The 12,586-nt window shown below is 68.5% G+C and carries 10 protein-coding genes; 7 read left to right on the top strand and 3 right to left on the bottom strand.

The annotated features are described in order from the left end of the window. Positions 1 to 53 precede the first annotated feature (53 nt). On the top strand, positions 54 to 317 hold the full coding sequence (locus ACAD63_RS28255) for a hypothetical protein (RefSeq protein WP_133093304.1): 264 nt from the start codon (positions 54 to 56) through the stop codon (positions 315 to 317). Between the two features lie 9 nt (positions 318 to 326). Here the strand turns inward: ACAD63_RS28255 and ACAD63_RS28250 are convergent, their stop codons facing one another. From ACAD63_RS28250 to ACAD63_RS28240, 3 genes are all read right to left on the bottom strand, one after another. Further along, a complete protein-coding gene (locus ACAD63_RS28250) occupies positions 327 to 1,904 on the bottom strand; it encodes a phospholipase D family protein (RefSeq protein ID WP_434034109.1) in 1,578 nt (525 codons plus the stop codon). A 116-nt stretch (positions 1,905 to 2,020) separates the two neighbouring features. Next, positions 2,021 to 2,620, bottom strand: a complete 600-nt coding sequence (locus ACAD63_RS28245; protein WP_133093302.1) for a superoxide dismutase family protein — start codon at positions 2,618 to 2,620, stop codon at positions 2,021 to 2,023. A gap of 129 nt (positions 2,621 to 2,749) precedes the next feature. Continuing rightward, the gene (locus ACAD63_RS28240; RefSeq protein WP_133093301.1) at positions 2,750 to 3,685 is read right to left on the bottom strand and encodes a LysR family transcriptional regulator; all 936 of its coding nucleotides are present in this window, start codon (positions 3,683 to 3,685) and stop codon (positions 2,750 to 2,752) included. A 382-nt stretch (positions 3,686 to 4,067) separates the two neighbouring features. Between ACAD63_RS28240 and ACAD63_RS28235 the strand changes: the two genes are divergently transcribed. The 6 genes from ACAD63_RS28235 to ACAD63_RS28210 all read left to right on the top strand — a co-directional run bounded on the left by ACAD63_RS28235 (position 4,068) and on the right by ACAD63_RS28210 (position 12,547). Then, entirely contained in the window at positions 4,068 to 4,961 is an 894-nt protein-coding gene (locus ACAD63_RS28235; RefSeq protein WP_135703878.1) for an alpha/beta hydrolase, read from the top strand. A 239-nt stretch (positions 4,962 to 5,200) separates the two neighbouring features. Beyond that, on the top strand, positions 5,201 to 6,442 hold the full coding sequence (locus tag ACAD63_RS28230; protein ID WP_135703879.1) for an efflux RND transporter periplasmic adaptor subunit: 1,242 nt from the start codon (positions 5,201 to 5,203) through the stop codon (positions 6,440 to 6,442). Between the two features lie 109 nt (positions 6,443 to 6,551). Further along, on the top strand, positions 6,552 to 9,740 hold the full coding sequence (locus ACAD63_RS28225; RefSeq protein WP_135703880.1) for an efflux RND transporter permease subunit: 3,189 nt from the start codon (positions 6,552 to 6,554) through the stop codon (positions 9,738 to 9,740). Positions 9,741 to 9,751: 11 nt separating this feature from the next. Continuing rightward, positions 9,752 to 11,275 (top strand): efflux transporter outer membrane subunit, encoded by a 1,524-nt coding sequence (locus ACAD63_RS28220; RefSeq protein WP_240745779.1) that lies wholly within the window; start codon positions 9,752 to 9,754, stop codon positions 11,273 to 11,275. A gap of 185 nt (positions 11,276 to 11,460) precedes the next feature. Continuing rightward, positions 11,461 to 12,027, top strand: coding sequence for an SRPBCC family protein (locus ACAD63_RS28215; RefSeq protein ID WP_434034108.1), 567 nt, complete (start codon positions 11,461 to 11,463; stop codon positions 12,025 to 12,027). Between the two features lie 73 nt (positions 12,028 to 12,100). Beyond that, the gene (locus tag ACAD63_RS28210; protein WP_434034107.1) at positions 12,101 to 12,547 is read left to right on the top strand and encodes a hypothetical protein; all 447 of its coding nucleotides are present in this window, start codon (positions 12,101 to 12,103) and stop codon (positions 12,545 to 12,547) included. Positions 12,548 to 12,586 lie beyond the last annotated feature (39 nt).

The following is a 12,586-nucleotide window of genomic DNA, read 5'->3' as shown; positions in this document are numbered from 1 at the left end:
CAACGCCGCCCGCAAGTGGCGGCCATGACAAGACATAGTGGGGAGACCGCAGCATGAACCGCAAAGGCCTGGTCGATGCCGCCTCGGCATTGGAAGACCTGGCGGCCGGCAATGTGCCGGCTGCCGCGCAAGTCGCGGCAGGCGCCGCCGCGCTGGAGAAGATCCATGCCGATTACCCGGGCTGGCGCGATGTCGGCGATGCCCTGTTCGGCCTCAAGGCGCTTGCCAGCGGCAGTGCCATGGACCTGGACGCCAATGGCCGCCAGCGCGCCGGCCGCCTGGCCGACGTCGTGCGCAGCCTGATCGACCAGATCTGAACGGCCCGGCTACAGCATCGACTCGATCGGCAGGATCGACAGGAACCAGATGCCGAGCCGCCGCCACCAGCTGGTGTTGGGTTCGGTGTCGTAGCGCACCACCTCGTTGCCGCGCCGCTCCAGCCAGTACAGCTTGCCCTGCTCGTCGAGCTTGACCTGGTAGGCCGCTTCCGGCACCACCGTGGCGAAGGTCGATTCGATGCGGCCGGCCAGAGCCGGGCTGTCGATGACGAAGCCCAGCTCGGTATTGAGGTGGGCCGAGCGCGGGTCGAAATTGAACGAGCCGACGAACACGCGGCTGGCATCCACGCCAAAAGTCTTGGCATGGAGGCTCGAGCCGGAACTGCCGAACGGGCCGGCGCGGTTCTCTTTCTTGTCCGGTGTCGCCGACCGCCGCAGCTCATACAGGTCCACGCCTGCCTCCAGCAGCGCCTTGCGGCGCTTGGCATAGCCCGAATGGACGGCGGCGACATCGGTGGCCTCCAGCGCATTGGTCAGCACGCGCACGGCAACGCCTTTTTCGGCCAGCTGCGAGAAATACGCGGTGCCCGCGGTGGAGGGGACGAAGTAGGGCGAGACCAGGTCCAGCTCGCGCTGGGGCTCCCCCAGGATCTCGCGCAGCTGGTGCGCGACCAGCGTGTCGCGTTCCGCCTCGCCAAGGGCCTTGGCGGGATCGTCGCTGACGATGCGCGCCCTGGCCCACTCGAACTCCAGCGTGCCGTCGAGCATGTGCCGCACGTCGGGCACCTCGCGCAGCGCCGCCACGTAGGCCGCAGCGGCCGGGTTCTGCTCCACCGCGCGGGCGTTGCCGGCCAGTTCGTCCAGGCGCTCCATGCTGACCGGCGGCACCAGCCGGTCCACCGGGTATGCCGAAGCGCTCGCCCAGTAGCGGTCGAAGTCGTGCGCCACGTCGGCGGCGGCGGGGCCGATCGCAATCACGTCGAGGTCGGCGAACAGCACGCCGTCCGTGGCCCCGAAGTATTCGTCGCCGACATTGCGCCCGCCGATGATCGTGGCGACGCCGTCGGCGGTGAACGACTTGTTGTGCATGCGCCGGTTCAGGCGCCGGAAATCGGTCAGGAAATTGAGCGCCTTGGGCTGGCGCAGCACGAACGGGTTGAAGATCCGCACTTCGGCCTGCGGGTGCGCGTCCATGGCCGCGAGCAGCTCGTCCATGCCCGACAGCCCGTTGTCATCGAGCAGCAGGCGCACGCGCACGCCGCGGTCGGCGGCCTCGTGCAGCGCCTCCAGCAGCAGCGTGCCGGTCAGGTCGTTGCGCCAGATGTAGTACTGCACGTCGAGCGTGCGCTGCGCCGTGCGTGCCAGGTGGATGCGCGCGGCGAAGGCGGCCTGGGCGTTGTTCAGCGGGTGGATGCCGCTGAGCCCGGGGTGGCCGGCCAGCGCGGCCGCGATCGCGCGGCCCAGCGGCGTGGCCGCGGCCTCGGCGGGCGTGATGGCGGTGGATTCGGTGCGGTTGTCCAGCGGCGGCAGCGCGCAGCCGCCCAGCAGGGCGGCGCAGCACAGCACCAGCGAACTGGCGTGCAGGCGGTGGTGGGGCACGAACGCAGCGTCTGTGGGCAATGGCATGGCGATGGTCGGCGCGTCCCGCGGGCGGGGCCGCGCGTGTCGGCAATGTCCGCCATGTTGCCATGCCCTGACCCTCTCCCGCGAGCGGAGATACTCAGGTGCGAAACACCTGCGACTTACGAAGCCGCCACTACCCCACAGGCAATGCGTCCGCCCGCATTGCCGGTCGGCTGCGTCTTGTAGTCGTCCGGATCCTTGTGCACCACCACTGCGCGCCCGATCACGCTGTTGGCTCCGGTACCCACCGACAGGTCCGGCAGCAGCATGCTGACCCTGGCATTGCCGCTCGAGTCGGCAGTGATGTTGTTCATGTCGCCGGCGTGGTGATCAGGCATGGTCATCTGGCCGTGCGGCTTGCCACCCGGATTGAAATGGCCGCCGGCGCTCATCGCGTCGGGCGCGGAACAGTCGCCCTTTTCATGGACGTGGAAGCCATGGACGGTATTCGGCGGCAGTCCGGTGATCGAGGCGGTCATCAGCACGCCGCCCGGCTGCTGCTGGAAAGTCACGGTGCCGGCGGTATTGGTGCCGCTCTTGGGCTGCAGCGCGGCCGCGGCGCGGGCACCGCTCGTGGTCGACGACGATGCGGCGGCAGCGCTGGCGCTGGCGCCGGTGGCGCTGGATGAGGCCGAGGCGCTCTTGCCGGAACCGGCGCAGCCGGCCAGCACCACGGTGGCGGCAACGCAGGCGGCCAGGGGGATAAGCACTTGTTTCATCGGAATCCTCTTCTCGTCGTGATTTCGGATGAAACAGTATAGGACGGGCAACGCGCTCGCGGCTTCCGGTTTTGTCCTGCCAGGCACGTTTCGGAGGCTCCGGCGCTTGCAACTTGCGCCAGGGCGCGCTCAGGCCGCCACCGCGAGGCGCTGCTGTACCGCACCAAAATGCGGGTGGCGCGAGAACAGGTCCGCCGCCCAGTTGACAAACACCCGCACCTTGGCCGACAGGTGCCGGTTCTGCGGATACATCGCCGAGATCGGCAACTCGTCGGTCTGCCAGTCGGCCAGGATCTCGACCAGCCGGCCGCTGGCCACGTAAGGCTCGGCCATGGCGCGCGAGATGCGGGCGATGCCATGGCCTTCCAGCGTGCAGCCCACGTAGACCTCGGGATCGTTGGTCGAGATCGCCGAGGGCAGCAGTACCTCGCCGCGCTCCGTGCCGCGCGCCATCGGCCACGGCATCTCGCGTCCGGTGCGGTTGGACAGGTAGTTCACCGCCTTGTGCTGCGCCAGCTCGGCCAGGTCGCCCGGCGTGCCGGCGCGGTTCAGGTAGATCGGCGAGGCGTAGAACGCCAGCTTTACATGGCCGATGCGTCGGGCCACCATCGATTCGTCCAGCGGGATCCCCACGCGCAACACCACGTCGACGCCTTCCTGCAGCAGGTCGATGGGCTTGCCGTTGATGGTCAGTTCGAGCTTCAGGTCGGGGTAGGCCTGCAGGAAGTCATTCAGTGCAGGCACGAGAACCAGATTGGCCAGCGGCGCGGTGGTGTCGACCGACAAGGTGCCGCGCGGCGAATTGTTCTGCCGAGTCAGCGACTGCTCGGCTTCTTCCACGTCCGCCAGGATGCGCACGCAGCGTTCGTAGTAGGCCGCGCCGTCGTTGGTCACGCTGATGCGGCGCGTGGTCCGGTGCAGCAGCTTGACGCCGAGGTGCGTCTCCAGGTTCTGGATCAGGCGGGTCAGCGTGGCCTTGGGCAGGTCCAGCGATTCGGCGGCGCGCGCAAAGCTGCCGACGTCCACGACCCGTGTGAATGCCTGCATTGATACGAGACGGTCCATGATGAGGTTCCGACGAGAGATCCGAACGGCGTGCCGCGCGCGCTCGTGACGCGCACGGCGTGGCTTGTGGTTGTGATTGGGGGAGTGCTGCCGGCTGGCTGGCGCCGGATGCGTGGGGCGCGGGCCGGCGTGGGTTTGTCAGGGCGAGCAGCGCCCGCAACGAAGGCAGGGTTGCGGGTCGCCATGCGTGCCAGGAACTGGAGTGAATCACATTTTCGATGACCTTGTCACGCGTGGGGTTTCGGCCATCGGGAGCGGTTCGATTATTCCAATCCCGGAACAGTGCATTGGCGATCTCTCGCTTTATCCCATCCTCGTCAATCACCATAATCCGTTGCATCGCAACACTCAAGCGCATCGTTTTTCCCGTGCGCCGGACGCCATGCCAAACAAGCCAGGCCAACGCCAGAACGCCGCTCCCGCCGCCACCGGCCAGGGCGAGCCGCGCGTGGTCGAGCACACGGTAACGAGCGACGGCCGCGAGATCGCGGTGTGCGTGTGCTACCCGCCGGGCTATCCCGCGCCGGGCGCCGAGGCGGCCACGTGGCTGCCCTGGCTGGTGTACCTGCATGCCGGCGGCTTTGTCGATGGCGGCCTGGAGCGGGCGCGCAAGCTGGTGCAGGACCTGGCCAGGGCGGTGCCGGCCGTGGTGGTGACGCCGGCCTATTCGCTGGCGCCCGAAAACCCGTTCCCGGCCGCGCCTGAAGACGCGCACAGCACGGTGCAATGGGTGCTGCGCAACGCCCGGCGCCTGAAGCTGGACAAGACCCGCTTCGCGCTGGTGGGTGAGGAAGCCGGCGGTAACCTTGCGATCGCGCTGGCGCAGATGCTGCGCGACCGCGGCACCGCGCAGCCGCGCGGCCAGTGGCTGATCCGGCCGGTGACCGACCCCTGCCTGCAGCACGCATCGTGCGCGGGCTTCGGCAGCGGGCAGGTGCTGATGGAAACGTTGCGGCGCATGGCCTGCAACTATCGCGATTACTTGCCGACGCCGGCGGACAGCGTGCATCCCTATGCCGCGCCGGCGATGGCTTCGCGCCTGGCCGGGCTGCCGCCCACGCTGGTCCAGGTCGCGGAACAGGATACGCTGCGCGCTGAAGGCGAGGCCTTCGCGCAGCGGCTGGGCAAGGCCGGTGTGCCGGCCCAGGCCATGATCATGCCCGGCGCCTGTGGCGACGGCGTGGAAGAGACCCATGACGCGTGTCAGGCATGGGTCGACGAAGGTGCGCGGTTCCTGCAGCGATGTCTGGCTGCGGCCGACGATACCTCACCCTGACCGAACGCCAGGCTGGCGCAAGCGCCAGCCGGCCTGGAGCCAAGCCCGCCGGCTGAGCCGCTCCAGCCAATCGCCAGCCGGCTCTGTATCGGCCAGAGCCAGGTCCGCCGGTTTGCATGGGCGGCCCTAAGTCCGACTATCCAATCTGAATCGGTTCCGATCCGCCCTGCGCGGACCGGCAGGCGGCGTTCGGCCATTTGCTTTTCCGGTTGAAGAAAACCCGAACAGGAGTTTGAGAAATGCAGCAGCATAAGCGACGTACCCTGATTGCCCTTGCCATCGTCGTGGTGCTCGGTGCCGGCGTGGCCGGCGCGGTCCTGCGCCCGTGGCACAGCGGCGAGGCCCATGCCAACACCCCGCCGCCGGCCCCGTCGATCGAAGTGGCCGCCGCGGTGGGCCAGACCATCACGGAGTGGGACGAGTTCTCCGGCCGACTGGAGGCGGTCGACCGCGTGGAGATCCGCCCGCGCGTGGGCGGCACCATCGATGCGGTCCATTTCCGCGAGGGCGCGCTGGTGAAGAAGGGCGATCCGCTCTTTACCATCGACCCGCGCCCCTACGCCGCCGAAGTGGCACGCGCCGAGGCCGCGCTGGCCGCCGCGCAAGTCCGCGCGGGGCACGCCAGGAGCGAGGGCGAACGCGCGCAGCGGCTGCTGGACGACAACGCCATCTCGCGCCGCGAGTTCGACGAGCGCATCCACGCCGCGCGCGAAACCAGCGCCAACGTGCGCGCCGCGCAGGCACAACTCGAAGCCGCGCGCCTGAACCTGACCTATACGCGCATCACCGCGCCGGTGTCCGGGCGCGTGTCGCGTGCCGAGATCACCGTGGGCAACCTGGTGGCGCCGGGCACGGCCACGCCGGCGCTGACCACGGTGGTGTCGGTGTCGCCGATCTACGCGAGCTTTGAGATCGACGAGCAGAGCTACCTGCGCTACACCGCGCCGGGCGCCGGCGGCGGGCAGGCCAACCTGCCGGTCTACCTCGGCCTGGCCAACGAAGACGGCCACCCGCACCAGGGCAAGATCCAGTCGGTCGACAACCGGCTCGATACCCGCAGCGGCACCATCCGCGTGCGCGCGGTGTTCGACAACGACGACGGCCGCCTGCTGCCGGGCCTGTACGCCAAGGTCAAGATGGGCGGCGGCGCGCCGCATGCGGCGGTGCTGGTCAACGACCGCGCCGTCGGCACCGACCAGGGCAAGAAGTTCGTGCTGGTGCTCGACAAGGCCAACAAGCTGGTCTACCGCGAAGTCGAGCTCGGACCCAACTACGAAGGCCTGCGCGTGATCCGCAAGGGGCTGAAGCCGGGCGAGAGCATCGTCGTCAACGGGCTGCAGCGGGTGCGGCCGGGCGACACGGTTCAGCCCAAGGCGGTGGCCATGGCATTCCGCAGCGAGCTGGAGCCGCGCCAGGCAACGCCTGACCGCAAGCAGGCCGCCGCCGGAAAAGGCGATGCGGACGCCAAGCCGGTGAGCTGATCCGCCTACCGACAGCAGAAAACCCCTAGCGCCCCCCTGCAGATGTGGATGGCGCCCGCCACGGCGGGCCGCCAGGGGGACCGCTACGCCAACGCAGGCAGAGACCAAGATGAACCTCTCCAAATTCTTTATCGACCGCCCCATCTTCGCCGGGGTGCTGTCGGTGCTGATCTTCCTGATTGGCGCCATCTCGATGTTCAAGTTGCCGATCTCGGAGTACCCGGAAGTGGTGCCGCCGTCGGTGGTGGTGCGCGCGCAGTATCCGGGCGCCAACCCCAAGGTGATCGCCGAAACCGTGGCTTCGCCGCTGGAAGAGCAGATCAACGGCGTCGAGGACATGCTGTACATGTCGTCGCAGTCCAACAGCGACGGCCTGCTCACGCTGACCGTGACCTTCAAGCTGGGCACCGACCCGGACAAGGCGCAGCAGCTGGTGCAGAACCGCGTGTCGCAGGCCGAGCCGCGCCTGCCGGAAGACGTGCGCCGGCTGGGCATCACCACGGTCAAGAGCTCGCCGGACCTGACCATGGTGGTCCACCTGGTCTCGCCCAACGACCGCTACGACATGACATACCTGCGCAACTACGCGGTAATCAACGTCAAGGACCGCCTGGCGCGGATCCAGGGCGTGGGCCAGGTGCAGCTGTTCGGCTCGGGCGACTACGCCATGCGCGTGTGGCTCAACCCCGAGAAGATGGCCGAGCGCCAGCTCGCCACCAGCGATGTCATCAAGGCCATCCGCGAGCAGAACGTGCAGGTGGCGGCCGGCGTGATCGGCCAGTCGCCGTCGCTGCCGGGCGCCGACCTGCAGCTGTCGGTCAATGCGCAGGGCCGCCTGGGCACGGTGGAAGAGTTCGGCGATATCGTCGTGCGCACCTCCGCCGACGGCGCGGTGACCTACCTGAAGGACGTTGCCCGCATCGAGCTGGGCGCGTCCGAGTACGCGCTGCGCTCGCTGCTGGACAACAAGCCGGCAGTGGCCATCCCCATCTTCCAGGCGCCGGGCTCCAACGCCATCCAGATCTCGGATGACGTGCGCAAGACCATGGAAGAGCTGAAGCAGAACTTCCCGGACGGCATCGACTACAGCATCGTCTATGACCCCACGCAGTTCGTGCGCCACTCGATCGAGGCGGTGACGCATACGCTGTTCGAGGCCATCGCGCTGGTGGTGCTGGTGGTGATCCTGTTCCTGCAGACGTGGCGCGCATCGATCATTCCGCTGCTGGCGGTGCCGGTGTCGATCGTCGGTACCTTCGGCCTGATGCATGCGTTCGGCTTCTCGATCAACGCGCTGTCGCTGTTCGGGCTGGTGCTGGCCATCGGTATCGTGGTCGACGACGCGATCGTGGTGGTGGAAAACGTCGAGCGCAACATCGAGGAAGGGCTGACGCCGAAGGAGGCCACCTACAAGGCCATGCGCGAAGTCAGCGGCCCCATCATCGCCATCGCGCTGACGCTGATCGCCGTGTTCGTGCCGCTGGCCTTCATGACCGGCCTGACCGGCCAGTTCTACAAGCAGTTCGCGCTGACGATCTCGATCTCGACCATCATCTCCGCGTTCAACTCGCTGACGCTGTCGCCGGCGCTGTCGGCCCTGCTGCTGAAGAGCCATGACGCGCCCAAGGACTGGCTGTCGCGCGGCATGGACCGCGTGTTCGGCGGCTTCTTCAAGCGCTTCAACAACTTCTTCGGCCGCAGCGCGGAAAGCTATGGCCGCGGGGTGAAGGGCGTGATCCGCCGCAAGGGTTCGGTGTTCGGCGTCTATGCGGTGATGCTGGCGCTGACCTGGGGCGTGTTCCAGCTGGTGCCCAAGGGCTTCGTGCCGGCGCAGGACAAGCAGTACCTGGTGAGCTTCGCCAAGCTGCCCGACGGCGCCACGCTGGACCGCACCGAGGACGTGATCCGCAAGATGAGCGAGATCGCGCTGAAGCATCCGGGCGTGGAATCGGCGGTGGCCTTCCCGGGCCTGTCGATCAACGGCTTCACCAACAGCCCGAGCGCCGGCATCGTGTTCGCCACGCTCAAGCCGTTTGAAGAGCGAAAGAGCGCAGAGCTGTCGGGCGCGGCCATTGCCGCCGACCTCAACCAGAAGTATGGGGCGATCCAGGATGCCTTTATCGCGGTGTTCCCGCCGCCGCCCGTGCAGGGCCTCGGCACCATCGGCGGCTTCAAGCTGATGATCGAGGACCGTGCGGCGCTGGGCTATGACGCGCTGTTCGAGGCAACCAATGCCTTCGCCACCAAGGCGCGCGCCACGCCCGAGCTGACCGGCATCTTCAGCAACTACCAGGTCAACGTGCCGCAGCTCGACGTCAAGCTGGACCGCGTCAAGGCCAAGCAGCTGGGCGTGCCGGTGACGGAGGTGTTCGACACGCTGCAGACCTACCTGGGCTCGGCGTACGTCAACGACTTCAACAAGTTCGGCCGCACCTATCAGGTCAAGGTGCAGGCGGATGCGCCGTTCCGCGCCCATGCCGAGGACATCCTGCAGCTGAAGACGCGCAACGCCGCCGGCGACATGGTGCCGCTGTCATCGCTGGTGCAGGTGAAGCAGGGCTTCGGTCCGGACAGCGTGGTGCGCTACAACGGCTTCACGGCTGCCGACATGAACGGCGGGCCCGCGCCGGGGTTCTCGTCAGGGCAGGCGCAGGCCGCCGCCGAGCGCATCGCCGCGGAAACGCTGCCGAAGGGCATGAAGTTCGAATGGACCGAGCTGACCTACCAGGACATCCTGGCCGGCAATGCGGGCGTCTGGATCTTCCCGCTGTGCGTGCTGCTGGTGTTCCTGGTGCTGGCTGCGCAGTATGAAAGCCTGACGCTGCCGCTGGCGGTGATCCTGATCGTGCCGATGAGCCTGCTGGCGGCGATGACGGGGGTGTGGCTGACGCAAGGCGACAACAACATCTTCACGCAGATCGGTTTCATCGTGCTGGTGGGGCTATCCGCGAAGAACGCGATCCTGATCGTGGAGTTTGCGCGCGAGCTCGAGCATAACGGCCGTACCGTGGTGCAGGCCGCGATCGAAGCGAGCCGCTTGCGCCTGCGTCCGATCCTGATGACGTCGTTCGCTTTCATCATGGGCGTGGTGCCGCTGGTGGTGTCCAGCGGTGCCGGCTCGGAGATGCGCCATGCGATGGGCGTGGCGGTGTTCGCGGGCATGCTCGGCGTGACTTTCTTCGGGCTGTTCCTGACGCCGGTGTTCTACGTGGCGCTGCGTTTGCTGGCCACCCGGGGCCAGCGCCGCGCGGCGGCGCAGGAGCAGGGCGCCGCCCGCCTGACCGCATCGGCTGAATAATGGTGATCAACATGAATGCTGCTGCAATGTCGACAACAAACTACTGGTTGCCGAAGCTGGCTACGCTGGCCGCCGCGCTGATCCTGGCCGGCTGCTCGCTGGCGCCGACCTACAAGGTGCCGGAGACCGCCACGGTGCCGGCCTACAAGGAAGCCGAGGCCGCGCAGGCCGAAGGCGCGCAATGGAAGACCGCGACACCGGCCGAAGGCCAGCATCGCGGCGAATGGTGGAAGATCTTCGGCGACGGCGAACTGGACCGCCTGATGGCCGCCGCCGGCGAATCCAACCAGGATCTCGCCATCGCCGCGGCGCGCCTGAAGCAGGCGCGTGCCTTCACCGGCGCGACCGAGGCGGATCTCTACCCGCAGCTCAGTGTGGGGCTCGATCCGACCCGATCCCAGCCGTCGGCCGCGTCGCAAGGCCTGCCTGATGGCACGCGGGTCTCGCCGCAGACCGTGCTGAAGGCCCGCGCCTTCGCCAGCTATGAGTTGGACCTGTTCGGCCGCGTCGCGTCCAGCGTCAATGCCGCGCGCGCCGATGGCGAGGCGGCCGAGGACCTGTACCGCTCGGTGCAGCTCGCGCTGCAGGCCGACGTGGCGCAGGCGTATTTTGCGCTGCGCACGCTCGACAGCGAACGCGACCTGCTGAATGCGACCATCCGGCTGCGTGAAGACGCGCTGAAGCTGCTGAAGAAGCGCTACGACGCCGGCGAGACCACCGACCTTGACCCGGCCCGCGCCGAGGCCGAGCTTGGCACGGCGCGCGCCGACCTGGCCGGCATCGAGCGCCGCCGCGCCAACCAGGAGCATGCGCTGGCGGTGCTGACCGGCGTGCCGCCCGCGGCGTTCTCGCTGCCGGCGCGGCCGTTCGATGCCGCGCCGATCGCGATCCCGGCCGGGCTGCCGTCCGAGCTGCTGGAGCGGCGCCCGGACATCGCCGCGGCGGAGCGGCAGATGGCTGCGGCCAACGCCCGCATCGGCGTGGCCAAGGCGGCGTTCTTCCCGCGCATCACGCTGACCGGGCTGTTCGGCTTTGAATCGGCCGACCTGTCCAACCTGTTCAAATGGTCGTCGCGCACCTGGATGCTGGGGCCACTGATCGGCTCGACCATCGCGCAGACGGTGTTCGACGGCGGCCGCAACAGTTCCAACCTGGCCGGCGCGCGTGCCGCGCACGAGGAAAGCGTGGCCGCGTACCGGCAGACCGTGCTGGTGGCCTTCCGGGAAGTCGAGGACAGCCTGGCCGATGTGCGCTGGCTGAGCCAGCAGGCAGGCGCGCTGGACAGCGCGCTGGGCGGCGCGCGCCGCGCGGCGCGGATCTCGCGCAGCCGCTACGATGCCGGCGCCGTCGACTACCTGACCGTGATCGATGCCGACCGCACCGTGCTGCAGTCCCAGCGCGAGGCCAATGCGGTGGCGGGCTTGCGCGCTGCCGCAACGGTGTCGCTGATCCGCCGGCTGGGCGGCGGTTGGGGGCCGGTGCCGGAGACGGTGGCGGCAACGCGGCCGGTGACGGCCACCGTGCCCGCGCAATGACGCGCCGCAGCGGCACGCCATGACGCGGTGCAACCGCGCGCCGCAAGGGCGTCGATAAGCGCGACAATAAGCGCACCAACAAGCGCACCAACAAGCGACGCCGATGCTGGCGCGATGCCCCGGAATCACTACACTGGAAGCATCGCGCCACGCGTCAGATTTGCGGGCGCCTGGGTTGCGCCGTCATGCTTCGCTTCAGGAAACCGGTCTGGGGATTGATCTTTGCCGCGCTCACGGTGGCGCTGCTGCTGGTGCCATTGCCGTGGGCGGACCGCACCAGCATCCACGACGAAGTGGTGATCGCCCGGACTCCGGCCGAGGTGTTCGACTACATTGCCACGCCGCAGCACTGGCCGGCGTGGTATCCCGCCTCGGGCGCGGTAGCGGGGGCCACGGACCATCCGCTGGCGCTCGGTGAGCGCGTGGCCGAAAGCTTCGTGGCGGGCGAGCGCAGCGCCGTGGTGATCTGGACCGTCACCATCAACCAGCGTCCGCGCGTCTGGGCGATTGCGGGCGAGGTGCCGGGCGGGCGCCGGGCCGGTACCATCACCTACAAGCTCACTCCGGCCATGACGCCGTCGCTGACGCCATCGGCGGAAAGCACGCGTTTCGAACGGGAATTCAGCTACCAGTCGCCCACGCTGCTCTTTGCGCTGCTCAATCGCCTGATGCTGCGCTCGCGCCTGCAGTCCGAGTCCGCGGAGGCCGTCAGGCGCCTGAAGGCGAGGCTGGAAGCATCGCAGGCGCCATAGCCTTGCACGGCGGGGCGATCGGCACTAAGTTGGAAACAGCGGCCCACGCCGCTGCAGGAGCTTTGCCATCACCATGACGTCCCGTACCCTTGGCCCCGATACCGCAGCGTGGATGTGGCGGCTGGCATTGGGCGCCGCGCTGGCGCTGGCGTTGCTGTTCGGCGCGGGGCCGCTGCGCGCCCAGCCGCATGAGTCGGGTCCGATCACGATCGGCGGATCGGCGCAAGTGCAGGGGCCGGTGCGGGTCCATGGCACCCTGACCGTCGCCGGCCACGTCTATGCCAGCGGCCCGCTGACCGCAGCATTCTTCACCGGCCCGGTCAGCGCCCGCTCGGTGCCGTATCGCGGCGGCTACCTGAAGGTGTTCAAGGGACCGTTGACCGTGCATGGCGACATGGTGGTCAATGGCGACCTGAATGTTGCCGGACCGCTGACCGTCGATGGCCCGCTTGCCGCCAGCGGCGGCATCGATGCCGACGGGCCGATGCGCGAGCGGGACTACGACGACTACCGCCGCTGACTACCGCCGCTGCGGCCGTTGCACCAGCCCCGCTGCGTG

This window comes from Cupriavidus sp. a3 (assembly GCF_051015765.1).
Classification (GTDB): Bacteria; Pseudomonadota; Gammaproteobacteria; order Burkholderiales; family Burkholderiaceae; genus Cupriavidus; species Cupriavidus oxalaticus_A.
This window is presented reverse-complemented; position numbering and strand designations above follow the sequence as displayed.

Excerpts from the sequence above, each read along its gene's own strand:
- ACAD63_RS28255 (WP_133093304.1), top strand. The coding sequence starts at position 54 with ATGAACCGCAAAGGCCTGGTCGATGCCGCCTCGGCATTGGAAGACCTG.
- ACAD63_RS28250 (WP_434034109.1), bottom strand. The coding sequence starts at position 1,904 with ATGCCATTGCCCACAGACGCTGCGTTCGTGCCCCACCACCGCCTGCAC.
- ACAD63_RS28245 (WP_133093302.1), bottom strand. The coding sequence starts at position 2,620 with ATGAAACAAGTGCTTATCCCCCTGGCCGCCTGCGTTGCCGCCACCGTG.
- ACAD63_RS28240 (WP_133093301.1), bottom strand. The coding sequence starts at position 3,685 with ATGGACCGTCTCGTATCAATGCAGGCATTCACACGGGTCGTGGACGTC.
- ACAD63_RS28235 (WP_135703878.1), top strand. The coding sequence starts at position 4,068 with ATGCCAAACAAGCCAGGCCAACGCCAGAACGCCGCTCCCGCCGCCACC.
- ACAD63_RS28230 (WP_135703879.1), top strand. The coding sequence starts at position 5,201 with ATGCAGCAGCATAAGCGACGTACCCTGATTGCCCTTGCCATCGTCGTG.
- ACAD63_RS28225 (WP_135703880.1), top strand. The coding sequence starts at position 6,552 with ATGAACCTCTCCAAATTCTTTATCGACCGCCCCATCTTCGCCGGGGTG.
- ACAD63_RS28220 (WP_240745779.1), top strand. The coding sequence starts at position 9,752 with ATGAATGCTGCTGCAATGTCGACAACAAACTACTGGTTGCCGAAGCTG.
- ACAD63_RS28215 (WP_434034108.1), top strand. The coding sequence starts at position 11,461 with ATGCTTCGCTTCAGGAAACCGGTCTGGGGATTGATCTTTGCCGCGCTC.
- ACAD63_RS28210 (WP_434034107.1), top strand. The coding sequence starts at position 12,101 with ATGACGTCCCGTACCCTTGGCCCCGATACCGCAGCGTGGATGTGGCGG.